This is a genomic window from Collinsella aerofaciens (assembly GCF_015557435.1).
Taxonomy (GTDB): Bacteria; Actinomycetota; Coriobacteriia; order Coriobacteriales; family Coriobacteriaceae; genus Collinsella; species Collinsella aerofaciens_Z.
This window is the reverse complement of the sequence record NZ_JADNOH010000083.1, coordinates 1-24,971: the sequence shown is the minus strand read 5'-3', so window position 1 is coordinate 24,971 and position 24,971 is coordinate 1. Positions and strand designations below refer to the sequence as shown.

22 protein-coding genes are annotated in these 24,971 nt (G+C 59.1%); 11 read left to right on the top strand and 11 right to left on the bottom strand.

The window, feature by feature from the left end:
* Window positions 1–54: 54 nt before the first annotated feature.
* The 3 genes from I2G43_RS10545 to I2G43_RS07980 are packed head-to-tail and all read right to left on the bottom strand — an operon-like array spanning window position 55 to window position 4,397.
* A complete protein-coding gene (locus I2G43_RS10545) occupies window positions 55–2,232 on the bottom strand; it encodes a MurT ligase domain-containing protein (RefSeq protein ID WP_229071714.1) in 2,178 nt (725 codons plus the stop codon).
* A gap of 45 nt (window positions 2,233–2,277) precedes the next feature.
* A complete protein-coding gene (locus I2G43_RS07985) occupies window positions 2,278–3,321 on the bottom strand; it encodes a hypothetical protein (RefSeq protein ID WP_195535754.1) in 1,044 nt (347 codons plus the stop codon).
* Window positions 3,321–4,397: a hypothetical protein gene (locus I2G43_RS07980; RefSeq protein ID WP_195535753.1), complete on the bottom strand. Its 1,077-nt coding sequence runs from the start codon at window positions 4,395–4,397 to the stop codon at window positions 3,321–3,323. Before I2G43_RS07980 ends, I2G43_RS07985 begins: the two co-directional genes overlap by 1 nt.
* 500 nt (window positions 4,398–4,897) lie before the next feature.
* Between I2G43_RS07980 and I2G43_RS07975 the strand changes: the two genes are divergently transcribed.
* The 6 genes from I2G43_RS07975 (at window position 4,898) to I2G43_RS07950 (ending at window position 11,477) form a co-directional block, all read left to right on the top strand.
* Window positions 4,898–6,121, top strand: coding sequence for an iron-containing alcohol dehydrogenase (locus I2G43_RS07975; protein ID WP_055251037.1), 1,224 nt, complete (start codon window positions 4,898–4,900; stop codon window positions 6,119–6,121).
* A gap of 83 nt (window positions 6,122–6,204) precedes the next feature.
* Window positions 6,205–7,305: a glycerol dehydrogenase gene (locus tag I2G43_RS07970; RefSeq protein ID WP_117563611.1), complete on the top strand. Its 1,101-nt coding sequence runs from the start codon at window positions 6,205–6,207 to the stop codon at window positions 7,303–7,305.
* A 113-nt stretch (window positions 7,306–7,418) separates the two neighbouring features.
* Complete coding sequence (locus I2G43_RS07965; protein ID WP_195535752.1) at window positions 7,419–8,486, top strand: glycerol dehydrogenase; 1,068 nt, start codon at window positions 7,419–7,421, stop codon at window positions 8,484–8,486.
* A gap of 151 nt (window positions 8,487–8,637) precedes the next feature.
* Window positions 8,638–9,891: a 4Fe-4S binding protein gene (locus I2G43_RS07960; protein ID WP_195535751.1), complete on the top strand. Its 1,254-nt coding sequence runs from the start codon at window positions 8,638–8,640 to the stop codon at window positions 9,889–9,891.
* 114 nt (window positions 9,892–10,005) lie between these two features.
* Window positions 10,006–11,082 (top strand): redox-regulated ATPase YchF, encoded by a 1,077-nt coding sequence (ychF, locus tag I2G43_RS07955; RefSeq protein ID WP_055309950.1) that lies wholly within the window; start codon window positions 10,006–10,008, stop codon window positions 11,080–11,082.
* 11 nt (window positions 11,083–11,093) lie between these two features.
* On the top strand, window positions 11,094–11,477 hold the full coding sequence (locus I2G43_RS07950; protein WP_117759162.1) for a DUF1648 domain-containing protein: 384 nt from the start codon (window positions 11,094–11,096) through the stop codon (window positions 11,475–11,477).
* A 9-nt stretch (window positions 11,478–11,486) separates the two neighbouring features.
* On the opposite strand, the gene I2G43_RS07945 is transcribed toward I2G43_RS07950, so the two are convergent.
* Window positions 11,487–11,876, bottom strand: a complete 390-nt coding sequence (locus tag I2G43_RS07945; RefSeq protein ID WP_117640122.1) for a hypothetical protein — start codon at window positions 11,874–11,876, stop codon at window positions 11,487–11,489.
* A gap of 76 nt (window positions 11,877–11,952) precedes the next feature.
* Between I2G43_RS07945 and I2G43_RS10725 the strand changes: the two genes are divergently transcribed.
* Window positions 11,953–12,171, top strand: a complete 219-nt coding sequence (locus I2G43_RS10725; protein WP_035136926.1) for a helix-turn-helix domain-containing protein — start codon at window positions 11,953–11,955, stop codon at window positions 12,169–12,171.
* 22 nt (window positions 12,172–12,193) lie between these two features.
* Here I2G43_RS10725 and I2G43_RS07935 read toward each other — a convergent pair whose 3' ends face one another.
* On the bottom strand, window positions 12,194–13,207 hold the full coding sequence (locus I2G43_RS07935) for an asparaginase (protein WP_055309953.1): 1,014 nt from the start codon (window positions 13,205–13,207) through the stop codon (window positions 12,194–12,196).
* Between the two features lie 267 nt (window positions 13,208–13,474).
* On the opposite strand from I2G43_RS07935, the gene guaA reads away from it, so the two are divergent.
* A complete protein-coding gene (guaA, locus tag I2G43_RS07930) occupies window positions 13,475–15,073 on the top strand; it encodes a glutamine-hydrolyzing GMP synthase (protein ID WP_117583320.1) in 1,599 nt (532 codons plus the stop codon).
* Between the two features lie 205 nt (window positions 15,074–15,278).
* Here the strand turns inward: guaA and abc-f are convergent, their stop codons facing one another.
* Together abc-f and I2G43_RS07920 are read right to left on the bottom strand one after the other, a co-directional pair.
* Entirely contained in the window at window positions 15,279–16,748 is a 1,470-nt protein-coding gene (gene abc-f, locus I2G43_RS07925) for a ribosomal protection-like ABC-F family protein (protein ID WP_195535750.1), read from the bottom strand.
* Between the two features lie 261 nt (window positions 16,749–17,009).
* On the bottom strand, window positions 17,010–18,296 hold the full coding sequence (locus I2G43_RS07920) for an MFS transporter (RefSeq protein WP_123209656.1): 1,287 nt from the start codon (window positions 18,294–18,296) through the stop codon (window positions 17,010–17,012).
* Between the two features lie 837 nt (window positions 18,297–19,133).
* Between I2G43_RS07920 and I2G43_RS07915 the strand changes: the two genes are divergently transcribed.
* On the top strand, window positions 19,134–19,301 hold the full coding sequence (locus tag I2G43_RS07915) for a hypothetical protein (protein ID WP_157966984.1): 168 nt from the start codon (window positions 19,134–19,136) through the stop codon (window positions 19,299–19,301).
* 679 nt (window positions 19,302–19,980) lie between these two features.
* Here the strand turns inward: I2G43_RS07915 and I2G43_RS07910 are convergent.
* From I2G43_RS07910 to I2G43_RS07895, 4 genes are all read right to left on the bottom strand, one after another.
* Window positions 19,981–20,811: a class I SAM-dependent methyltransferase gene (locus tag I2G43_RS07910; protein WP_195535749.1), complete on the bottom strand. Its 831-nt coding sequence runs from the start codon at window positions 20,809–20,811 to the stop codon at window positions 19,981–19,983.
* Window positions 20,812–20,926: 115 nt separating this feature from the next.
* The gene (locus tag I2G43_RS07905; protein WP_195535748.1) at window positions 20,927–21,532 is read right to left on the bottom strand and encodes a class I SAM-dependent methyltransferase; all 606 of its coding nucleotides are present in this window, start codon (window positions 21,530–21,532) and stop codon (window positions 20,927–20,929) included.
* Entirely contained in the window at window positions 21,519–22,148 is a 630-nt protein-coding gene (locus I2G43_RS07900; protein ID WP_117563603.1) for a class I SAM-dependent methyltransferase, read from the bottom strand. Before I2G43_RS07900 ends, I2G43_RS07905 begins: the two co-directional genes overlap by 14 nt.
* Window positions 22,149–22,930: 782 nt before the next feature.
* On the bottom strand, window positions 22,931–23,371 hold the full coding sequence (locus I2G43_RS07895) for a MerR family transcriptional regulator (RefSeq protein ID WP_055251062.1): 441 nt from the start codon (window positions 23,369–23,371) through the stop codon (window positions 22,931–22,933).
* A 15-nt stretch (window positions 23,372–23,386) separates the two neighbouring features.
* On the opposite strand from I2G43_RS07895, the gene I2G43_RS07890 reads away from it, so the two are divergent.
* On the top strand, window positions 23,387–24,016 hold the full coding sequence (locus I2G43_RS07890; protein WP_197032839.1) for a flavodoxin family protein: 630 nt from the start codon (window positions 23,387–23,389) through the stop codon (window positions 24,014–24,016).
* A gap of 63 nt (window positions 24,017–24,079) precedes the next feature.
* Complete coding sequence (locus I2G43_RS07885; protein ID WP_055251066.1) at window positions 24,080–24,844, top strand: carboxymuconolactone decarboxylase family protein; 765 nt, start codon at window positions 24,080–24,082, stop codon at window positions 24,842–24,844.
* Window positions 24,845–24,971: the final 127 nt, after the last annotated feature.

The following is a 24,971-nucleotide window of genomic DNA, read 5'->3' as shown; positions in this document are numbered from 1 at the left end:
AACCAACGGGATGGGTCAAAACCACCACAAAGGTGCCTGTCCCCTTTGTGGTGGTTAGGGGAGGAGCTTCATGGCGGCGTCGTGGGCGGCGTGTTCGTAGGTGTCGTCGAGGGGCTTGAGCGGCAGCAGGGCTGTGGCCTGCGCATCGCCGCGGCGCTCGAGGGCGTGGGTGATCAGCCAGTCGGCGAGTTCGGGATTCTTGGGCAGTGCCGGTCCGTGCAGGTACGTGCCGATGACGCCCTTGTAGATGAGGCCCTCAAAACCGTCGTCGCCGTTGTTGCCGGTGCCCGTGACGATGGACGTTCCGAGCGGCGTGGCATCGGCATCCAGAAGCGTGCGGCCGCCGTGGTTCTCGAATCCCACGAAGGGCTCGGGCGCTAGGTCGGTCTTGACGGCGACGTTACCAATCAGGCGGTCGGAGCCACGCACGGTCTCGGCGGCAATGACGCCCAGGCCCTCGATGCGATTCTCGCCCATATAGTACGAACGGCCGAGCAGCTGATAGCCGCCGCAGATGGCAAGCAGTGTGCCGCCGTCTTCAACATAGGCCGCGACCTTGTCTTTTTGAGCGAGCAGTTCATGTGCAACCGCCAGCTGGTCGCGATCGGAGCCACCGCCCATCATAACGATGTCGGCGTCGGTCAGGTCGAGCGTCTCGCCCATGTGGACTTCGTCCACACGCACGGGAATGCCGCGCCAGGCGCAGCGGCGTTCGAGCGCGATAACGTTGCCGCCGTCGGCGTAGAGGTTGAGCGCATCGGGATACAGGTAGACGATGCGCAACGGGCGCGAAAGCTCGACCGGCACAATATCGGTGGGGACAGCGCTACCATCGGCGGGCGTTACGGCGCAGGAGACAACCGAGCTCGCATCGGCGCCCTTAAGCCCGTCGAGCTCCTTGACCAGCGGCGGGAAGGCCGTGTAGTTGGCGACGGCGTAGAAGGTGTCATCGGCGGCCTCGTCTGCCACGGCGCCGATCGCCTGCGCGACGTCCGAGATAATCGCGGCATCGATGCCGGCGTACTTGAGGCGTACCTGCATGTCGTGCGCACGCGTGCCTCCGGCAAAGGCGACAAGACCCGGCGTGTCGGCGATGCGCTCGAAGTCGACATCGTAGATCCACGAGACATCGTGGCCGTCGGCATCGTTATCGTTCAGGAAGAAGGCGCAGAGCCTGCCACCTGCCGTTTTAATGGACTGGATCTGGCGATCGAAGCCCACGGGATTCTTGGCTAGGTTGGCCTCGACGGTGCGGCCGGCAATATCCCAGCGGCCCATGCGTCCGCCGGCAGGCACGTAGGCATTAAGCGTGGGCTGCAGGTGCGCCGCGTCCACGCCTAACTCATGTGCGGCAAAGAATGCAGCGGCAACGTTGTAGACCATGTACAGGCCGTTGTAACGCGTGACGATGTGTGCGGCTGGCGCGCTGGAATCAGATCCAAACACCAGGTCAAAACCATAGCCGTCGCAGCCGAGTTCCACGCCCGTCACGCGACGGACAAGCGCAGGGCGGGCCCAGCCGCACGAGGGGCAATGGTAGGCGCCGAGTTGACCATACTGTACGTAGTCGTACTCCAACGGGGCGTTGCACTGCGAGCAAAAGCGCGAGTCGCTAATGCGGTCGGACTCGGTGCCCGTGGCGCCATCGATGCCAAAGGCAATACTCGCGTTGGGAACGCGCGCGGCAATCGAGGCGCACAGCGGGTCGTCGGCGTTGTAGATGAGCGTCGTTGCCGGCGAAAGCTCCAACGCGTGGGCGATGACCTCCTGGGTGTGGTCGATCTCGCCGTAGCGGTCTAGCTGGTCGCGGAACAGGTTGAGCAGCACAAAGTACGTCGGTTTGAGCTTGGGCAGAACGCGTACGGTGTAGAGCTCGTCGCACTCAAAAACGCCCACGCGCTTGCCGCTGCTGGTGTGCTTAAGGCCGCCGCGGGCCTCGAGCAGAGCACCCACCACACCAGGCTCCATATTGTTGCCGGCACGGTTGCACACCACGGTAGCGCCGCTGGCAGCAACGGCGTCAGCGATGAGGTTGGAGGTGGTGGTCTTGCCATTAGTACCGGTAATCACCACGCTGCGGTCGACAAGGCCGGCGAGGTCGCTCAGCAACTCGGGGTCGATCTTCATGGCGATGCGGCCGGGGAGTACGCCGCCCTGGCGCTTAAGGATAGAGCGCAGCCCCCAGCGGGCGATATCGCTCGAGGTGCAGGCGAGAGATGAGCGGAAGTTCATGAAGTCGTTCCTAACGTGAATGACATAGTCGGGGCGATCGCGTCGCTAAAAGCCGTAGCGGCGCGCAAATTCCTGGGCGAGCTGCGATACATCTTCGCAGGCGTTGGCCCAGGGGGCAAAGTCTGGGGTGTCCGAGATAATGCCGTCGGCTTCCCAAACCGCCTGGTGCGAGAGGTCCCAGGGGTCGCGCGGCTCGGGTCGGCAGGGAAGATACGGCGTCTGGTACATGGGGTTCAGCAAGAAGAACGCGCCACCCTCGCAACGGTTAGCGAACTCACGCAGCGCGCGCGTCGCCGGGCGCATCTTGTTTGTTTTGAACAGCAAGATCGTGCGGGCGAGCAAGTACCAAGGAGAGTTTTCGAGTGCGTCTGCCCCCATCTGTTCCTCGAGCTGATGCGCCAGGGCAAAAAAGCCGTCCTGGTCTTCCAAGCGGGCGAGGGCAAGCAATACGGTGCCGGCGGCCCGGGTGGAATAGCCCTCCGCCTTAAGGACACGGCGAGAATAGTTGGCGGCGGCGCGGTAACGAGCGCTCGCCATGCACAGCTGCGAGATGGCCTCGAGTGTGTGAAGCCACCCGATAAGGGCCGGCTCGCTCACGGTAAGGTCCGCTGCGGTGACACCGTCGGCCAAAACATTATTGGCCCAGTAGTGCGGGGCCTCCATATCAAACCCGGGCACGCCCTGTTGCAGGTAGTCGGCCGTGCTCGCTTCGAGCTTCATCAGGTCGCCCAGGCAAGCGTCAACGGGCGTGTCGGCCAAAATGATGGCGAGCAGCTGGGCATCGAGGACATGCGCATCGATGCGGACGATCTTGAGCAGCTCATCACGCATATCGTCGAACAAGCGGTTGCGCGTCTGCTCAAACTCCTCGTCGCTGCCCATGTCCTCGATGCGATGGAGCTCGTCGAGCAGGTGGCGATGAACACCGGCATAGGACAGCAGCGCCTGAGCATGCTCGGACTGCGCATACTTTTGGGGATTCGCGCTAATGTCGTTATGGACAAGCTCGCGTGCTGCATCGGTGAGCTCGGGGTGCGACGCCAGATAGGTGCGCTCCAGGTAGGCGGGGATGTAGACGCTCGGATCCATTAGAGGTCTCCTCCCTTAAACGGCAAGCCCTGCTCGGCCGCCCGCAGTATGCGCTCGTCGATCTGGGAGCGCACGATGTCGTTGGTGGCGACCCAGGCGGCAAAGCTGGCGTTGTCGGGTGCGCCCAGGCCCTCCTGCAGTACCGGCGTCGCCTCGGAGAGTGCAAGGACGAGCTCGTCGGTGGAGCCTGCACCCACGTTGACGCGGGCATAGACGCCATCGGGAAACTCGGTTTGGAAGTAGAGCGCCTCGGCTGCGTGCGGGCACGAGCGCGCAAGGATACGCAGGTAGTGTTCGGCGCCCTCGTAATCCAGCTCGCGCCAGGCAGCGCTCATCAGCGCGATGAGCGTCCACGGGTCCAAGTCGCGTTCTGCATCCTTGGGACGACGGCGCAGCGGCGTGTTGGCGAGATAGGGGACGGAGTGGGCAGAGCGAAAGCGCTTGAGCTCCTCAGCGGGGTATTCGAGCTTTGCCATGGCGAGCATTGCGGTGTGGCGGACGCCGGCAGGATCGTTGGGGGCAAAGTCGAGGCTGCGGTTTGCGGCTTCGAGCGACATGCGGTAGCGGCCGCTAATGAGCGCGCGCGATGCCAAGGCGGCAAGCCAGCGCAGGTAGGGACGGCGGGTCAGGTCGCCTGCAGCCTCGCGCTCGTAGGGGTCCTGCGCCGAGGCGATCTTGAGCGCCAGGTCGTGCTCCACCTCGTCGCACTTGGACACCAGATATTGCACGTATTCCTCGTTGGAGTCAGCGGTGAGGGCGCACAACATGCGCTGCGCATCCCAGTTGGCCGGATCGAGTGCGGCGGCCTCGCGAAGCATGTTCTCGGCAGCGGCCTCTTCCTGCTCGGCTTGGGCATCGTCGGGGATAAAGGGAATGCGGTAGTCGACGGCCTCGACCACCTTGGCAATCAGATGCCCGGCGCGGTCGCGGTCGTGCACGATGAGCGGCGCGGGGTTGCGGGTGAATTGCTCCATCAGACGCTCGACGGCGGGGCCGTCGGTGAGCGGGATATTGTCGCGGCGCAAGGCCTCAAGAACGAGGCGATGGCAATCCTCTTGAATGGGATCGAATGCCATGGGGCCTCCTTTGCTGCGGTTAGGGTTCAAATGTCTCTATATAAGGTTCTAGTTTACCCGCATGTGGCACACCGGGGGTGCCGCACTTGGACATGCACCTTTGCACCACGAAGACGGATGTCGCACAAATGTCGGCGCCTTGGACGACTGAGTGGTATCACGGTGCCGCAAACGGTCGATTTTTGGCGGCGAACGGGGCGCATTTTGGAGGGGCACCGTCCTGCCCGGGATATGTGGTCAACCTTGATAAAACGTTTGCCCAGCTTGGGAGTATGAATGCCCCACAAGGGTCTTCAGGGATAGAAAAAACGTTTCATCATTGTCGGCTTTAGGTGAATAACTGACCAACCAGAACGGTAAAATAGTGTTTGTCTGAGCGTTGAGACGTTTAGACATCGCGCATTGTCATCGCCGGCAACGCGCAAAACGGTCCTAACGGAGCCAATCGGGTGCTCCGTTATATACGCAAGTCTAAGAGGGGCTTGTTTAGGAGGCACAGTATGGGACGTTTTACCAATCCTCGCGATCTGTACTTTGGTGAGGGCGCTCGCCACGAGGTGAAGAACCTCAAGGGCAAGAAGGCCATCATCGTTTCTGGCGGCAGCTCTATGCGCCGCGGCGGATTCCTGCAGGACGTTGAGGCCGACCTCAAAGAGGGCGGCTTCGAGGTCAAGCTGTTCGAGGGCGTCGAGTCCGATCCGTCCATCGAGACGGTCATGAAGGGCGCCGAGGCCATGCGCGAGTTCGAGCCCGACTGGATTATCGCCATCGGCGGCGGCTCGCCCATCGATGCCGCTAAGGCCATGTGGGTCTTCTACGAGTATCCCGAGGAGTCCTTCGATAACATCATCCAGCCGTTCAGCTTCCCCGAGCTGCGTCAGAAGGCTCACTTCTGCGCCATCTCCTCTACCTCCGGTACCGCTACCGAGGTTACCGCCTTCTCCGTCATCACCGACTACGCCAAGGGCATCAAGTACCCGCTGGCCGACTTCAACATCACCCCTGATGTCGCCATCGTCGACCCCGAGCTCACCTACACCATGCCCGCCAAGCTGTGCGCTCACACCGGCATGGATGCTCTGACCCACTGCATGGAGGCCTACGTTTCTACCTTCGCCTCTATGTTCACCGATGCCAACGCCCTGCACGGCATCCGCGAGATCGTCGAGTGGCTGCCCAAGTCCTATGCTGGCGACCATGAGGCCCGTCAGCACATGCACGAGGCTCAGTGCATCGCCGGTATCGCCTTCTCCTCGGGCCTGCTCGGCATCGTTCACTCCATGGCTCACAAGACCGGTGCAGCCTTTGAGAACGGCCACATCATCCACGGTGCTGCTAACGCCATGTACCTGGGCAAGGTTATCCAGTGGAACTCCAAGGATCCCCGTGCTGCCGAGCGTTACGCTTACGTGGCCAAGGAGATCCTGCACCTTCCCGGCGAGACCAACGAGGAGCTCATCGCTGCGCTCGTCCAGAAGATCCGCGACCTCAACGACCAGCTCAACATCCCGCAGTCCATCAAGGATTACGCAAATGGTGGCGTGAAGGTCGACGCCGAGAACCCGCAGATGGTTTCCGAGGAGGAGTTCCTCGCCAAGCTGCCCGAGATCGCCGCGAACGCCGAGCAGGACGCCTGCACGCCCGAGAACCCGCGTGAGACCAAGGCTGCCGACTTCGAGAAGATTCTCAAGGCCTGCTACTACGACACCGACATCGATTTCTAATCGACTCTTGTTATCGTAACGAGGGGCTCCGCACGTATCTGTACGGAGCCCCTTTCTTTTTTCTTTTAGAGAATGGGATAGTTATGGCTGCAATTTTCAATAGCCCCAGCAAGTACATCCAGGGTCCGGACGAGCTCGCCAAGCTCGGCTCCTATGTCGAGCCGCTCGGCGCTAAGGCCCTCGTCATCGTGACGCCTTCGGGCAAGAAGCGCGTCGGTGCCAAGATCGAGGGCGGTTTTGCTGAGGCTAAGGCCGAGCTGCTGTTTGAGGACTTTAACGGCGAGTGCTCCAAGGGTGAGGTCGATCGCCTGGTTGCGCTCGCTCGCGACAACGGTTGCGACATCATCGTCGGCGTCGGTGGCGGTAAGATCCTCGACACCGCGAAGGCCGTCGCCTATTACCTGGAGTCCCCGGTTATCATTTGCCCCACCATCGCCTCGACCGATGCACCGTGCTCGGCGCTTTCGGTGCTCTACACCGACGACGGCCAGTTCGATAAATATCTCTTCCTTAAGGCAAACCCCAACATTGTCCTGATGGATACGACGGTTATCGCGGCGAGCCCGGTGCGCCTGACGGTTTCCGGTATGGGCGATGCGCTCGCGACCTACTTTGAGGCCCAGGCGACGCACGATGCCGACGGCGGCACTTGCGCCGGCGGTAAGGGTGGCATGGCCGGCCTGGCGCTCGCCAAGCTCTGCTACGAGACGCTTATGGCCGATGGCGTCAAGGCCAAGGTCGCGCTGGAAAAGGGTGCGCTCACGCCTGCCGTCGAGCATATCATCGAGGCCAATACGCTGCTTTCGGGCATTGGCTTTGAGAGCTCGGGCCTTGCTGCTGCTCATGCCATCCACAATGGCCTGACGATGCTGCCCGAGTGCCACGGCATGTATCACGGCGAGAAGGTCGCCTTCGGCACCATCGTCCAGCTGGTACTCGAGGATGCTCCGACTGAGAAACTCGAGGAAGTCTTGGGCTTCTGCATTGAGCTGGGCCTGCCGGTCACGATGAAGGAGCTTGGCGTTGCCGAGCTTACGCGCGAGCAGGCCATGATTGTTGCCGAGGCCGCCTGCGCGCCCGATGACACCATGTGCAACATGCCGTTTGAGGTGACGCCCGAGATGGTCGCAAACGCCATTCTGGGTGCCGACGCACTGGGTCACTACTACCTCATGGATGAGTAAATCAAGCTAAAGAAGGGGCAAAGCCGACAGACGGCTTTGCCCCTTTTTGCTATGGTGCAAAGGGGTCAGGTTACTTTGCACCAATCGTTGTTTGATGAAGGGCGGATTCTCGTATGGCGCTTCCTATGGTTTACGGCGGTCCCGGCCGGTATGTTCAGGGGCCGGGCGAACTTTCGCGTCAGGGCAGGTATTTGTCATGGTTGGGCTGCGCTGCCTATGTCTTGTTTGACCAGGGCACCGAGGATCGGCTGCGCAGGCAGATCGTCGATGGATTTCTGGACGATAATCTGAGCGAGCCTTTCTTTAAAATTTACAACGGTCCGTGTACGGAAGAGGCCGTTGTCGAAATGGCTCAGGAAGCCCAGGCCGAGTATTGCGACATGGTAGTGGGTATTGGCGGCGGCAAAATGCTCGATATCGCCAAGGCCGTTGCGTTTTATGCCGAGTTGCCGTTGTGCGTATGCCCCACGGCGGCTTCGATGGACGGTCCGTGCAGCGCGATTTCGGTTCTGTATCACGAGGATGGGTCGTTCGACCGCTACCTGATGCTCGAGAAGAATCCAGACCTGGTCGTGGTCGATACCAACGTGGTCGCGGCGGCCCCACTGCGTATGACGGTCGCTGGTATGGGCGACGCACTGGCAACGTACTTCGAGGCGCGTTCGTGTGCCGCGGCGCACGGCGCCAACGAGCACGGTGGCGCGCCGGGGCACTTGGCCCTGGTTGCGGCTCGTGCCTGCTACGACACACTTATGGAGTGCGGTGTCGCTGCCAAGCGCGATCTAAAAAAGGGGCGTACATCGCCGGCGGTTGAGCGCCTGATCGAGTGCAATATTCTGCTTTCGGGCGTTGGCTTTGAGAGCGGTGGCTTGGCGTTGGCACATGCCATCGCCAACGGTCTGACGATTCTGCCCGAGTGCAAGGCCATGCATGGTGAGGCCGTGGCATTTGGTCTGGTGGTGCAGCTTCGTTTGGAGCGTGCGCCCGAGCTTGATCAGGTACTCGAGTTTTGCCAGCGCGTTGGTCTGCCGACGACGCTCGAGGAGCTAGGTCTTGGCGAGATTTCCGATGCCGACCTGCAGAGTGTTGCAAATGCGGCCTTTAGAAACGAGCGTAACATAGCCAACGAGCAGGCCAAGGTGACCAAACAAAAGCTCGTGCAGCTCATGTGCGAGGCATAGCTTGGCGCTTGATTGACCTTGTGCAATCGGGGCGGCGATAGGCCATAGGCTATTTGCCGCAAAGGTGCTCCGCGTGTAATTTGCCCGAGGCACGGGCCGATGGCGTATCATTATCTCTTGCTTGTTTGCACTGCTCAGGGAGGGGCCGCGCATGGCGCAGGAACACGATCTGTTTGATGACATTATCGAGATCAGCAAGGGTTTCGACTTTCTTAAAAACCCGCTTGGCGGCGTGACCGATGCACTTGATCCATCGGCGCCGCAGTGGAATCCTGCCGACTACAAGGAGCGTCCGCGCGGCAACACCATTCCGTGCCTGACCTGCAAAAACGAAAAGAGCGGCTGCACCGCGTGCATGGACGTGTGCCCGGTCAACGCTATCGAGGTCGAGGAAGACGCTATCGAGATCCTCGATACCTGCCGCAAGTGCGGCCTGTGCGCTGCCGCCTGTCCGACTGAGGCGATTATTTCGCCGCGTCTGGCGCCCAAAAACCTTTACGACGACATTGTCTCGGCGGCTACGAGCCACGAGACCGCCTACGTTACCTGCACGCGTGCCCTTAAGCGCATGCCGCGCGAGAACGAGGTCGTCGTTGCCTGCGTGGGCGATATTACGGCCGAGACCTGGTTCTCGGTACTGGCGGACTATCCCAACGTGAGCGTGTACCTGCCACTGGGCGTGTGCGATAAGTGCCGCAACACCGGCGGTGAGGACATCTTGGGCGAGGCGATTGCGAAGGCCGAGGAGTGGGCCGGCACGGGCATGGGTCTGGAGGTCGATCCTAAGAGCCTCAAGTGCCATAAGCGCCGCGAGTACGAGCGCAAGGAGTACATGGAAAAGATTGCCCGCACCACGGGCCTGACGGTGACCAAGCTCAATCCGGCGACGGCGGCGCTGGCCTCGGTGACGCAGAAGTTGAAGGCCCACCGTCACCAGATCACGCAGCTTGAGCGTACGCTCAACACCATGTGCGGTACCACGTCGGCCAAGCGTCGCCGTTTGCTCACGCACGGGCGCCAACTGGTGCTCTCGACGTTGCAAAACCACCCCGAGCTTGCCCAGAACATGCAGGTGAGCACGCCGGAATGCGATTTTGACAAGTGCACGTCGTGCGGCGAGTGCGTTAACGTGTGCCCCACGTTTGCCTGTGACCTGGTGGGAAGCGGCCGCTTTGCACTGGAGTCCACGTATTGCTTGGGCTGCGGAGCCTGCGTCAAGGTGTGCCCTGAGCATGCGCTCAAGTTGGTTGAGCATGATGCATCCAACCTGGTCGTCGTCGATCCCGAGGCCGAGGAAAAGGCCGCCCAGAAGGCTAAGGCCCACGAAGAAGCCCAGAAGGTCAAGGCTGAGGCGAAGGCCAAGCTCGACAAGATGCTCGATCAGGTGGAGAAACTCGCGGACTAGTCAGCGACCCCTATCTCTGCTTCATTCGTGCCGCCGTGGCGTCCGGGTTCGCCCAGATGCTGCGGCGGCGCTATACTTATGCAGTTTGAAGTACCTGTACCAAAAGGAGCTGTCGTGTCCCTTTCCATCGGTATCGTGGGCCTGCCCAACGTGGGCAAGTCGACGCTGTTCACCGCGCTTACCAAAAAGACCGGCCTTGCCGCCAACTACCCGTTTGCCACGATCGACCCCAACGTGGGTATCGTCGATGTGCCCGATAGCCGCCTGCAAAAGCTCGCCGACATCGTTAACCCCGGCCGCATTGTGCCGGCTACGGTCGAGTTTGTCGACATCGCTGGCCTGGTGAAGGGTGCCAACGAGGGCGAGGGCCTGGGCAACCAGTTCCTGGCCAACATTCGCGAGACCGACGCCATCTGCGAGGTCGTGCGCTACTTTAAAGACCCCAACGTCATGCGTGAGGTGGGCCGCACGGGCGAGTTCGTCGATCCCGCCGGCGATGCCGACACCATCATGACCGAGCTCATCCTGGCCGACATGGGCACGCTCGAGAAGCAGCTGCCTAAGCTCGAGAAGGAGGCCAAGCGCGACAAGGAGCTCATGCCCAAGTTCGAGGTCGCCAAGCGCCTGCTCGCCTGGCTCAACGAGGGTAAGCGTGCCGCGTCCATGGAGATGACCGATGAGGAGCGCGCCGCCGCCAAGGGCCTGTTCCTGCTCACCATGAAGCCCATCCTGTATGTGGCCAACGTAGACGAGGACATGCTCAACGAGGACCTGGCGCCCATCGATGGCGTCAAGCCGCTGCCCATCTGCGCCAAGATCGAGGCCGAGCTTTCCGAGCTCGATCCCGAGGATGCGGCCGACTACCTGGAGAGCTTAGGCCTGGAGCAGCCCGGTCTGGACGTGCTCGCGCAGGCGGCCTATAAGCTGCTCGGCCTGCAGTCGTTCTTTACGGCCGGCGAGATGGAGGTCAAGGCCTGGACGGTTCGTCAGGGCGCGACCGCTCCGCAGGCCGCCGGCGTTATCCACACCGACTTTGAGCGCGGCTTTATTAAGGCCGAGGTCATTGGCTATGACGACTACATCGAGCTCGGCGGTGAGCAGGGCGCCAAGGCCGCCGGCAAGCTGCGTATTGAGGGCAAGGACTATGTCATGGCCGATGGCGACGTCGTGCACTTCCGCTTTAACGTGTAAGGACGACGCACATGTTTAAATATGGCAAAAAAGCCGGCTACATGGGTATTGCGCTGCTCATACTTGCGGTGATTCCGCTGGTGGTCGCAGCGTGTGTTATCCCCAACATTGGTCCCGAGGTGGCAACAAAGTTTAATGCCGCCGGCGAGGCGACGCGCTGGGGCAAGAGCTACGAGTTGCTGGCGCTGCCGGTGCTCAACCTGCTGCTGAGCGTGGTGACGTACTTTACGGCAGGACGCCAGGCTAAAAACAATGATGACTCCGCCGCCATGGCGCGTATCGTGTGCGAACGCTACCTGCGCAACGGTTGCATCACGGGTGTGTTCCTCAACGTGGTTAACGTTTACTTTATGTACTCGGCGATTACCGGAACGGGCTTTGGCCTTGGTTTCTAGCTTGTCCTTTTAGGCAACGAGTCTGCACATATATTCAATGGCTGCTGCGAGGCCGCCGCTCGATCGTGGTTTAAAGACCATGTCGGCGGCGGTCTCGTTTTCGTATCCGGCGCCACGAAGGGCGAGTGCGATGCCGGCTTCTAGAAGGAGCGGCAGGCCGCGTTGGCTGGTTGCGATTACGGCAGCCTGATTGAGCGGGCAGCTGTGCGTTTGGCATTGGATGGCAAGTTCACCTTGCGCCGGGCAAGGGACCAGAACGGCGGCGACGCGACTTGATAGCAATGCAAATGCTGTGCGCTCATCGGGCGAAAGGCATTCGGCTTCAACGACGACGAGCTTGGGCGGTGCGCTGTTTGTGCGAAGCGTGGCTCGGTACATGCGGACCGAAGAACCCGACATAGAAAACTCCTGTGTATTCGGCAAAACGTAAACTATAGTTTACGTTTTTGTTCAGCTCAATTTCAAACTCGGCTGCATGGACGAACGTGCGAAACAGATTCTTGGCAGGCGGGTCGAAGAGACACGCAGGGACCTTGGTATCTCCAAGGTTGATTTTTGTGTGGCGACAGGAATCAGCCGACCCTACCTCGACCGAATCGAAGATGGGACGGCAAATTTCACGCTCAAGGTTCTATTTAAGATCGCGCCCGCCCTTGGCATGACGGTGTCAGAGCTTCTCGAGGGGATCGAATAGGGGATACCCGTCGACAACTGAATTACGCCATCGGGATGCGGTCGTGGTTGACTTGGCTGTAGAACAGGCGCTGGATCTCGGCGGCATCGCGTGACTGGCCGAGTGCCCACATGGTTTTGGCCACGAGTGTCTCGGTGGTCATATCATCGCCGCGCAAAATACCCGGATGGTCGGCGTAAGCACGGCCGACCTCATAAACACCCAGATCGAGGCCCTCTTCGGGGACCTGTGTGGTCATAACGACGGTGCGGCCCGAATCGACCCAGCGGAAAATTGCCTCTTGGAACGATTCGCCCGATTCACCAAACTCGGGGATACCGCCAATGCCAAAGGTCTCCAGAATCACGGCGTCGTAGCTATCGGCAAGGGCGTCGAGGATGCCCGGGTTTACGCCGGGCGTAAGCTTGAGTACAAATACGCGCGGGTCGATGCTGTCGTAGAAGCGCACCGGGTTTTCGCCCTGATGCGTGCCGTGAAGCCCGTTGCGCACGATGCGGTCGTTGCGGATATAGGCGATGGGCGGATAGTTGACGCTAATGAACGCGTTAAAGCTCATGGTACGCTGCTTGCGGGCGCGCGTGCCGGCAATGGCGACGCCGCCAAACACAATCGAGACATCGTGCGAGTGCTCGTCGAGCGCATAGAGCAGGCTCTGGTACAGGTTGAGCTTGGCGTCAGTAAAGGGATTGCCCATGGGCTTTTGCGAGCCGGTGAGCACGATGGGCTTGGGGCTGTCCTGAATCAGGTAGGAAAGCGCTGCCGCGGTGTAGCTCATGGTGTCGGTACCGTGCAGAATCACGAAGCCGTCGTGGTCGGCATAACCCTCGACGATGACGTCGCGGATACGCATCCAGTCACTGGGGCGCATATTGGTGCTGTCGATGTTCATGGGCTGCACGACGTCGAGCTCGCAGAGGCCCGAGATCTCGGGGACGCTCTGGGCGAGCTCCTCACCGGTCAGGGCGGGGGAGAGGCCATTGCCGTCCTCGGTCGATGCGATGGTGCCGCCCGTGGCGATGAGAAGGATGCGCTTCATGCTGGTATTCCTATCGTATTTGCCGCCGCAGAGGCGGAGTCGTTCGGCAGTATTGTGGCACAGGGCGTCCAATGTTCAAACGTATTACATCATCTGTAACGTTTGGTAACACTTCAATCGCCGTCAAATAGGGCCCCGGTCGTGCGTTTGCCGTGCGCTGATGGCTGCGAGGGACGAGAAACCCCATATAACGTGTACACTATGAAAGTTATTTTCGTTCATTCACGCGGGTGGGCACCGGCTCCCCGCCAACAAGAGGGGGAAACCATGGATCAAAAGGCTTCCGCAAAGGTCCTCGTACTCGACTTTGGTGCGCAGTACGGTCAGCTCATTGCCCGTCGCGTCCGCGACCTCAACGTGTATTCCGAGATTGTCCCCTGCGACATCTCGGCCGACGAGATTCGCGAGATGAACGCCTCTGCGCTCATCCTTTCCGGCGGCCCGGCCTCCGTGTATGCCGAGGACGCTCCGTCCATCGATCCTGCCATCTTTGACCTGGGCCTTCCCGTCCTGGGCTTTTGCTACGGCCATCAGATCACGGCCGTGACGCTCGGTGGCAAGGTCGGCCACTCCGAGGTGGGCGAATACGGCCGCGCCACCATCACGCGTACGGCCGGCGCCAAGCTCTTTAACTCCACGCCTATGGAGCAGACCGTGTGGATGAGCCATCGCGACGCCGTGTCCGAGGTGCCCGAGGGCTTTACCGTTACCGCCAGCACCGACGTGTGCCCGGTTGCCGCCATGGAGTGCGTCGAGCGCAAGATCTTCACCACGCAGTTCCACCCCGAGGTCAAGCACTCCGAGTACGGTCAGCAGCTGCTGAGCAACTTCCTGTTTGAGATCTGCGGCCTGGAGCCCAACTGGAGCATGGACAACCTGGTCGAGACCATGACGGCCGAGTTCCGCGAGAAGGTCGGCGACGACCGCGTGATTCTGGCCCTGTCCGGTGGCGTCGACTCCTCCGTCGTGGCTGCGCTGGGCGCTCGCGCCGTGGGCAAGCAGATGACCTGCGTGTTCATCAACCACGGCCTGCTGCGCAAGGGCGAGCCCGAGCAGGTGGAGGAGGTCTTCACCAAGCAGTTTGACGTCGACTTTATCCACGTCCACGCCGAGGACCGCTACGCCGAGCTTCTGGCCGGCGTGACCGAGCCCGAGGAGAAGCGCCGCATCATCGGCACGCAGTTCTGGAAAGAGTTCTTCGCGGTCGCCCAGCAGCTCGAGTGCGACGGCAAGCCGGTCAAGTACCTGGCTCAGGGCACCATCTACCCCGACATCATCGAGTCCGGCGCGCGCAAGACGGGCGGCAAGACGGCCACCATCAAGAGCCACCACAACCTGATTCCGTTCCCCGAGGGCGTGCACTTCGACCTTATCGAGCCGCTCGACCACTTCTTTAAGGACGAGGTCCGCGCACTTGGCCTGGCGTTAGGCCTGCCGGGTCACATCGTGTTCCGTCAGCCTTTCCCGGGCCCGGGTCTGGCCATCCGCATCATCGGCGCGGTCGACAAGGAGAAGCTCGAGATCCTCAAGAATGCCGACGCCATCGTGCGAGAGGAGCTCGACGCCTACAACCAGCGTCTGTTTGAGCAGACCGGCGAGCGCAACTCCGAGCACAGCTGCTGGCAGTATTTTGCCGTCCTGCCCGACATTAAGTCCGTTGGCGTTATGGGCGACGAGCGCACCTATCAGCGCCCGATTATCCTGCGCGCCGTCGAGTCCAGTGATGCCATGACCGCCGACTGGGCCAAACTGCCCTACGACGTCCTGGCCCGCATCTCCGGCCGCATCGTGGCCGAGGTCCCCGGCGCCAACCGCGTGTGCTACGACATCACGTCCAAGCCGCCCGCGACGATTGAGTGGGAGTAGGACGACAGGGTTCTGACCTGCGATTTTGAGTGCCGCACTATGCCGCTGAGTTTCGTTTCGTACGAGAGTCATGACAAAGCCACCAGCGACGGAGATGAGTAAAAGCGATTAAAGAGCCTCCGTTCCCTGTGTTGGGACGGAGGCTCTTTCTTTGCCGTTTTACTCCCTTGTCTCCGTTCGGGGATTATTTCTTGCTCATTTAGGGCTATTCGCGCTGAAAGATTTTGACTAGCTTGGTGTCCTTTATTTCGTAGACAATGTCTGCGACGTTCTCGACCAGCCTCTTATCGTGGGAGACGAACACTATCGTTCCGGCATAGGCGCTCATCATCTGCTCGAGGGCTTCGGCGCTCTTGATGTCCAGGTAATTTCCAGGCTCGTCCATGAGCAAGATGTTGTATCTGCCCAGCAGCATCTTCGCGAGTAGCAGCTTGATGACTTCGCCTCCCGAGAGAACGCCAACGTCCTTTGTCAGGTCGCGCGGTCCGATTCCCATAGAGGCGAGGATGCCTCGAATTTCGGTCATGCTGTACTCGCAACCATCCTGCATGAACGAGATCGCAGACTGACGGGCGTCGAACTTGTAGCCTGTTTGCTCGAAGTAACCGATCTCTGCCTTGGGAGAGATGTTGATACCGTCGGCGCGTCGAGCGATTGCCTTCAGCAGGCTGGTCTTTCCTGTACCGTTGCCACCGGTGATGGCCACTTTGGCACCGAGCGGTATCTCGAAATTCGCGTGGTCATAGAGCATGCAGTTGCCGAAGCTCAAGCTGAAATCGTCTGCCGAGATGGGAAATTTACTATGCAGTTCCAGGGCCTTGCTCTGGCGGAACCGCACGGCGCGAATGCTATCTGGGGCCTCAATCCCTTCGAGTGCTTCGAGGCGCTTCTCCATGTCCTTAGCCGCCTGGTACATCCTCTTCTGTTTGGTGCCGGTTGCTTTCTGATGCCCCAATCGACCTGCATACTCGTTGCTTTTTTTCGCAGCCTTCCGCTTGGCGTCGACCTGCCGTGCTTTTTTCCGTTGTTTTTCGATGGCGGCTTCGAGGCGATCGCGCTCGCGCATCGCCTCTTCGTATCGAGTCGCCTGAGCTTTGCGCTCTTCTTCTTTCTGTCGCAGATAGTCGGAGTAGTCACCCCAGAATTCGGAAATACCGCCGTCTTTGAGCTCCCAGATCTTGTCCACTACCTGATCGAGAAAATAACGGTCATGGCTCACAATGAGCAGGGCTCCATCAAATGCCTTGAGTTGTCCGACGAGAAGGCTGATGCCGTCTTGGTCGAGGTGGCTCGTAGGCTCATCAGCAAAGATCGCGCTTGCATGCTGGGAGAGCGCAGAGGCAATCTTGGCGCGTGTCTCCTCTCCGCCGCTCATCGTCTCCTGCGCCACTCCGGCGACGTTGAGACGGGAGAGCATCTCACCACTGCCCTGAGCCGCATCAAGGTCGAGTTCATCGAGTTGGCCGATGAGGGCAATGCTGCCGAAACGCCTGACGTCGGCGTCCGCAATGGTAAGATTGCCGCTCAGAATTTTAAGCAGGCTGGTTTTGCCTGCGCCATTGTCTCCCACCAAGCCGATGCGATCGTAGGAGTAGATTTCCAACTCTTCGATATCTAGGATATCGCGGCCGGCATATTCCAAAAAGATGTCTTTAGCTTTGACTATGAGTTCCATAGGTTGAACCGCCTTTTGTGTATTAGCGTTTTACTGGAAACGCAGCCATGCCAAAAAAGATTGCTCACGTCGATTTTTCGCCTTTGCCCAATTGCCGGCGCGAGCGTTTTGACCTTGCGCAAGCCGGCAAATCCGAAAATGATAGTTGGCGACGAATAAGGAGCGCGATGTGGGATGTCAGTGCAATACCTCGTCGTCGCAAGGGCTTGAAGGCTGACGCTTGAACCGATGGCTGCTGCCTCTTTTTTTCGAATACTTGGGCTATTGAATCTGCCCGGTATCTCTTTTCCCCGCGCTTCGGACGCTCGGAGCAAGCAGCATAGCCATCGCAAGCAGTACCATGGTCGCTCCAGAGCCGACGAACCATAACGGAGCTCCAAGCAGATCCGCAAAAACGGAGGGAGCTGCGAGGCCCATGGGCATGGCCCAAGCCATGATGGTTCCGTAGAGGCCGAAAACGCGGCCTAGGTACTCAGGAGGTATCTGCTCCTGCATAAGGGCAGTCTGGGTTCCCGCGTACAACGGGGAGCATGCGCCCATAAGAAAGCTCACCGGCAGGAAAGCAGCGAACAATGACGGGCCGAGCGATCCGGATACGATTGCGGCAATGCCGAAGCCGGCAATCGCGGCGACCATGGTGAACGACCTATTGCGGAACCCTCCCGTAACCGCCAAGATACCGGACCCAGCCAGCATGCCTGCAGAAAAAAGGATTTCCACCAAAGCGGCATCCCCCGTGCTACCGCCAAAATGCCCCAAGGTCATTATTGGGAACAATGCCGCGAGCGGAGAGAACGCGAAAGCGAAGACGAACCCGCACCAAAGAAGGGCGAACAGCCCCCTGTACCCCCTAATCAGCTTGTAGCCGTCCGAAATCTCAGAGAAGAGCTCTCGAACCTTATTGGAAAAGGACAAGCTGCGGTCGGCTTCGTCGAGGCCCCCTGCGTCTATCTGTGCGGCGAGGACGGCTAAAGAAGCGAAAAGCGCTCCCAGCACGTCGAGGACAATCATAGCGGTAATGCCCGCCACGGGATAAATCACTGCTGCAAGCGCGGCGCCAAGAATGTATCCGCCGGACTGAATCGCCTGAGTCACCCCCGATAGGCGAACGAGATGCTCCGGTGGGGCGAGATGGGGCGTGAGAGATTGGGAGGCTGGCGTGTAGAACGAAGTACCAACTGCACGGAGAAACAAGGCGATGAGAATTAGCCATGCAGGTAAGCTGCCGGCCAACGAGGCAATCGCCAAGGCGGCACCCACCGCGGCAATGAAGAGGTCGGCGCCGATGAGGACACGTTTCAAAGGCAGTCTGTCGACAACGGCGCCCGCAAGGATTCCGAACAAAGCAATCGGCAGAAAGCCTGCCAGCGATGCTAAGGAGAGGAGAGAAGACGACCCTGTCGTGAGGGCGAGATGCCAAATAAGACCCATCTGGAGAATCGAACTCGTCAATGTCGAAACGAGCTCCCCGCCCCATACGAAACAAAGCTTGAATTGCCATGAATGGCACAGCAGAGCAGACCTGCCCCGAGAGGTTTCAAATATCATGGTTATGTCCAATCGTGAAATGGCGTGCAGAAAAACAGCGCGACGCCACAACAGCGCCGCTTTCTAGGCGCTCATCCACGTGCGGAAAAGACCAACCACGACACCCCTCCTTTGTTAATTCGGTCTGGCAAACCATGTAATATTAACGAGGCTTGAGTTTGCCTGTCAAGAATCGACCATCGGAAAGGGCAATCCTCTCTGGCCATTCGATTCCTTTTGTATCTTTGGTTGCATAGGTGACCCGCCAGGGCTATTACGCGTGGAAGAGGCGCCTGCCGAGCTGGCCGATGAGGCGCTGAAGATGGCCCTGGTCAGGCGAAACGATCCCAAGGGATGCGTACATCATTCGGATAGTAAGAATGTTGCCAGCAGGTTTTGCGGCAACCGCAAAGGAGCCGTATCCTGCAGCTGGAATCACGTTGCAGCATCCTGACCCGCATTCCGATTGGCGGACGGCCCGCTTCGGCATCCTGACCAGCACAGCAATCGAGCCTTGTCATTCCTTGGATATGCCGGTTGCTCGGGGCGGTCCCGACGGAGGCCCTCGCCTCCCCGGTCCGTGACCCAAGAAGGGCAAGCATGCTGATCTGCATGGCTGGTTCCTCCTTTATGTAGACGACCATGCAAAGAAGGGACAACCGAGGAGGCAGGTTACTGATGCGGGCTCCCGCACGCCCATGACTACCCGACGGGCTGTTTTTCATCTCCGATGCCCGCATTGCAGCATGAACGAATGTGCCTCGACATCTCTGCTGGCATGGTACGACTGGGATCGCACCTCGACGCATCCTTGCGCATACTGCCTTCCAAGTTTCGAAACCGGGAAGGAAAGTGTATGTGAGCGACGATATCGGCGCCGATTCGACGCTCGAGAGGGAGATTGCGCCGATTCTATCCATCGGGGATGCATTCCCGAAGATTCTCATCACTCGCACGAGGCATGAGCCCCATACCCGGGAGGGCGTGCTCGTGCTGAATTTCGCGAGGTGGCTGCTTGGCGGGTAGGGTTCTGAACGTCGCATTGGGATATCGCGCGACAGGGCACGCAGGGCTGTTTGTGCCCGCACGGGAAACGCCGTCGCCATGCGGGCGGCCTGTCGTGTCCGATTAGCCTTTTGCTAAACAGGCTTACGCCAACTCATGGGCAAGCCACCTGAGACTATTCACTTTGCTTATCGTTGACAAAGACCTGTGGCCTGCGGTTTTGTGAACGGCTCGTAAGCCACCCGCGTCGACTCACTTACTGTTGAAGCTGGTGGTTTGCAGGCTCAAAGGCGGTTGAGTTTCAAAACGGGCGTTTTTCGGCGATATCGAGCCTCCAAAGGCGGCTCTCCGTGCCCCTTGGGACAAAAATAAAAACTCAATACTCTGAGTTTGAAAATGGTTTTTGAAGTTGTCCCAGCTTTTGTCCCCGAAGCCGATGAAACGCGACGTCGCGTCATTCAGCGGCACTCACTTCGAGATGCCGCCGAAAACTGGGTGCAACTGGAGTGACGAGACGGCAAAACTATAACCACCGAGTGGGAATAGAACATACGTTCGATAAAATAATATAGTATCAGATAGCGGGCACGGTTTCAATTGAATCCGTGCCCGCTGCTGTATGCGTGTCCTTGCACGCCCAATATGCGCCGTAAAAGCCGTCTTCTTCGACGTCAAAGTGAATGCGCTTCGTTTTCGCCTCTCAAAATCTTATTTTCACGATTTGCATTTTCATCCCGTTGTCACCGACCCTTGCGAGAAACCGGAAAAAGCAGCTGACAGAAGAGTCTCTCAAATCGTTGTAGCCCAGCATATAGCCGCGACTTGTGACCTGCGGACGGCTGTCCCACGTGCCGATTTCCTTGGCGGCATCCGAAACCGCAAAATATGCCCCCACATCCTTGATTTTTGCAGTCTTAAGCCATGTTTTTGCGATCATCTTTACCGCCGTCCGATTGGCAGCATCAAAGACCAGCACACTGCCGGGGAAAGCGTCCGCCATCCCCCGCACCAGTTCCCGGACCTGCTGGGTCAGAAAGTAATAGAACACCCCGGAGGCAAAGAACACCGCCCCGCGGGAGGCATCGATTTTGCTAAACCATGCGGTGTCTTTCAGGTCGCAGGGGATATTTTGTTCTCGATCCCCGGCGGGCAGTAGCTGCTGCCGCAAGGCAATCACATCCGGGAAGTCCAGATTGTAGATCTTGCATCTACCGTTGTCGCAGGTTCTGCCGGTGTTGTCCAGCCCGCAGCCCAGATTGACCACCGCCGCATTGGGGTGGCCTTTCAGGTAATCCCGCACCTCGAAAGCAAGATCACTCTGCCGTGTGGCCACCTCCAGCGCACCAAAGCGCTGCATCAGGCTGCGGGAGTTTTTCTCTACCTCTGAAAAGTCGTAGTCGATCTGGTCGAGCAGACGAACCGCTGTTTCATCCCTGTAAAGGTTCGGGTACAACTCCGTACACAGCTTCCGGGAATACAGCGGGAGGATCAGCGTCTCCTGCACGGTGTTTTTCTCAATTTTACATTTCATAGGTTTCTTCCTCAGTGAATAAAAACTGTCATAATTGCCGCCAGCATAGCCGCTATGACCGTCATGCCTATCGCCATGTGCAGGATGGATGCAAAAATGCCCGTGCTTGATACCCCTACTTCCGCGCCGTGACGCAGAGCCACTTTTTCTTTTTGTGTATCTGCACCTCGTGAAAACCCGCCTGCTCCAGACATGCCTTTAATTCAATGTCCTTGTAGATGGTCATGCCGCCGATGATCTGCGTCCACCTCTCGTCCTTGTCCGTATCGTCATTGCTCTCGTTGCAGATAAGAATTGTCCCGCCTGGCTTCAGCGTCCGCCAGACCTCACGGAAGCATCGGGGCAAATCAGGCCAAAAATAGACGGTCTCAAAGGCCGTGGCGGCATCGAAGTAGCTATCCTCAAACACCATATCCGCCACACTGCCTTGCAGAACGGCGCAACGCCCCTCCTGAATTGCAATTCGGTTGAGCTTTCTAGTCTTCTCCACGCTGACGGGCGAATAGTCGACGCCCTTGACGACGCCATGCGGGCATTTTTTCAGCAGCCGTTTTATGTTCGCCCCGCCGCCGCAGCCGCAATCCAGCACCTTGGCATTTGGCGCAAGTCGTAGAAATCGAAGTCCCCACCGCGCCACAGGGCTGTGGCCCAGATTCATCATGGCAACCATAAGTTTTCCGCCGAGGCCCACGGGCTTGCGGGTGTTTTCAAAGAACGACATCTGGCCCCTCCGATTTCGTGCATTCCGCATAGGTCAATGGGAACGAGGCCTTCAGCACCGCGCTTTTCTGCACCGCCCAGCCGTTTTGACGCAGGAAACGCAGGTATTCCTCGCTTGTCCACCTGCTGTGGAGGGGGAATCCCGCCATACTCATGAAAAAGGCTTTTGCCTTGCCGGAAACCGAGTTCCCCGCGTGGGTGAAGGTTGGCGCGATGAGCACGCCGTCGTCCTTCAGTACCCGCCTGATTTCTTGCAGTGCCTTTTCCGGATGCGGCACTATGTGAAGCGCGTTGGACGCGATCACCACTTCGAAGGACTTCTGTGCATAGGGCAGGCGGAACATATCTTGTACGGAAAAGTGCAGCTTTGCGGATTGATTGTCCCGCTTTGCTTCAAGGATCATCTGTGCAGAAGCGTCCGTAGCCTCGATGTGCACCGCCGCATCCACGATGCTCTTTGCGATAAGCCCCGTGCCGGTGGCAACCTCCAGTACGGTTTTTGCTTTCACCACCGGCCTGATCAGCTCATACATCTTCTCATACGCCGCCCGGTCCTTTCGCATGAAACGGTCGTACCGACCGGCATTCTTGTCCCAGAAGCCCTTGCGTTCGTGCATGGCTATCGCCCCCCAAACAGTTAGAGCAATCTAACTATAACACACGAATCATGCAGCAAGATAAGGCTAACCTTATTTCTTGGCCAAGACGCATCTCTTCGGTTTTGCTTATAACGGTGTGAGTCAGATACTAAGCTGGAGCTGAAGAAGGAGCTTGGCGGACAGGTAGGTCGATACCGGTTCCCGGAACGGTGATCCAGCCAATTACACCAGGGCTCTAGTCATGCAGGTAAACCCAATCCATGACGGGAAATAGGTCCTTTTCTCTAGCTCGACGTCTTTCGGAGCTTGACGATTTGGACTGATGGAGGTGAGAAGTCCCTCACTGCGCCAATACCAGAAGATTGCGCTATAGACATCTCTCCGACCCTTTGAATCACCCCTTTTCACGCCACCCGCTACGAACCCCGGCGGAAACTAGGGAGTGATTAAAAAGGCGACCTGCGGTTTTGCGAATCAATTGAGTCATTCACAAAATCGCGAATCAAGGGCGTGATTCGCCCAAATTGCGCACGAATCAGCCCTTAGGCGGTACGACGCGACACGCATCGACAACACTCGGCCTGGATTAGTCACTGAGCGGGAATAGCGGGAACTGGCTTTTGAACTCGCGTTTTGATACCGTCGAGTACCGCCTGATGCTGTTTCGGCGCCGCCATAGAGTAAAGCCACCAGCGAAATAACGGGAATAAAAGCCTCCGGACCCTCTGGTTCGGAGGCTATCTTTTTGCATATCTGCCTAAAACGACTCCTTGCCAAAGCCCCTTGAGCATCGGGCGGCATTATTGAGTGTGGGCGTTATCGTAGGTATCTTTGATTTCTTCTGGCAAATTATCGGGAATCAGCGCCTTCACTCTATCCTCGTTGCCATCTTGGATTGCCTGCTCGTAGTACCAGCATTTGAACTTCAGCATGTCGAGCGCGCGGTTCATGTTCACGATCTCCGACTCCATGTGGGCCTTGCGCTCCTCGAACATGGCCTTGCGTTTGGGGTATGTTGAGGGACCCTCTGCGCACCATTCCATGAACAGCCGGATGTCCTTGATCTCCATTCCAGCCTTCTTTAGGCATTCGATGACCCGAAGCGCTTCGAGTTCCGTATCGCTGAATCGGCGAATGCCGGATGCCCGCTCCAGCCCCGGGAACAATCCCTGCTTGTCGTAATATCGCAGCGTTGAAGCGGGCAAACCGAACATTTCCGCCACCTGTCCGATTGTGTACATGGCTCCTCCGAAACAATGTCGAATTCATTCCTTGACCTAAAGTCAGGTTTAGGTATTACCTTCATTCTCGTCAATGTAAATCGGGAGCGCAAGGGGTATTCCGTAATGGGCAAAACGGTTTTGATAGTTTCTTCAAGTCCACGAAAGAATGGCAATTCCGAGACGCTGGCGGAGGCTTTCGCCAACGGCGCGCGGGAGGCAGGTCACAGCGTTGAGACCGTGCGTCTGCGCGAGAAGCAAATGGGCTTCTGCAGGGGCTGCCTTGCCTGCTTAAAGTTGGGGCGTTGCGTCATCCAAGACGATGCCGTGGAAATTGCCGCCAAAATGCACGATGCGGATGTGCTGGTGTTTGCAACGCCCGTCTACTACTACAGCGTCTGCGGCCAGCTCAAAACCATGCTGGACCGCGCTAACCCGCTTTTTGGCTCCGATTATGCATTCACCGAGGCATATCTGTTGGCGACGGCGGCGGAGAACGGGCGCTCGACCTTCGACGGGGCGAAAAAGGCGATGCAGGGATGGGTTGACTGTTTCTCCCGCTGCACGCTCGCTGGAACGGTTTTCGCCGGCGGCGTGAACGGCGTGGGCGAAATCGCCGGGCATCCCGCTCTGGAGCAGGCGCGGCGAATGGGCATGGGAATCTAGCCGGGCTGTTTGGCCGCGCGGAAACAGATTTGTGCCAAAACTATCGACAGGAGGAAATCGATCATGGCAGTTAAACAGACGGCAGGCAGAGACGCCCTGGGGGAGTTCGCTCCCAAATTCGCACAGCTCAACGACGACGTGCTGTTCGGCGAGGTGTGGAGCCGAGAGAGTGAGCTCTCCCTGCGCGACCGCAGCGTGGTGACGGTGGTTGCCCTGATGTCGCAGGGGCTGACGGACTCTTCGTTCAAATATCACCTGATGTCCGCAAAGAACAATGGAGTGACCAGGACGGAGATAGCGGAAATCCTTACGCACGCGGCGTTTTATGCGGGTTGGCCCAAGGCGTGGGCTGCCTTCCGCATGGCGAAGGAGGTCTGGGCGGCCGACGATGCCGCCGACGCAAGGGCTCAGCACCAAAACGAGATGGTTTTCCCCATCGGTGCCCCCAACGACGCCTTCGCGAAGTACTTTATCGGGCAAAGCTACCTCGCGCCCCTTTCCACCGAGCAGGTCGGTGTCCACAACGTGACGTTCGAGCCCGGCTGCCGCAACAACTGGCACGTCCATCACGCCAAAAGCGGCGGTGGGCAGATCCTCGTCTGCGTGGCTGGTCGAGGGTTTTACCAGGAGTGGGGAAAGCCGGCACAGGAGCTGCGCCCCGGCGACGTGGTCAACATCGCCCCGGGGGTGAAGCACTGGCACGGCGCCGCGCCCGACAGCTGGTTCTCGCATCTCGCGTTGGAGGTTCCGGGCGAGGAGACCTCCAACGAGTGGCTGGAGCCCGTGGGCGACGATGCATACCTTAAAGCGACCAACAAGGAGGCTTAAGCACCGTCGCCCGTCCGCGCCGCCGAGAGCAGCGCGCCCAAATCTGCCTGAATCGCCTCTGCCTTGCTTCCGAGCTGCAGCGGAGCCGAGCCGTTCGAGATGTTGACGCTCAACAGGTGCGCATCCG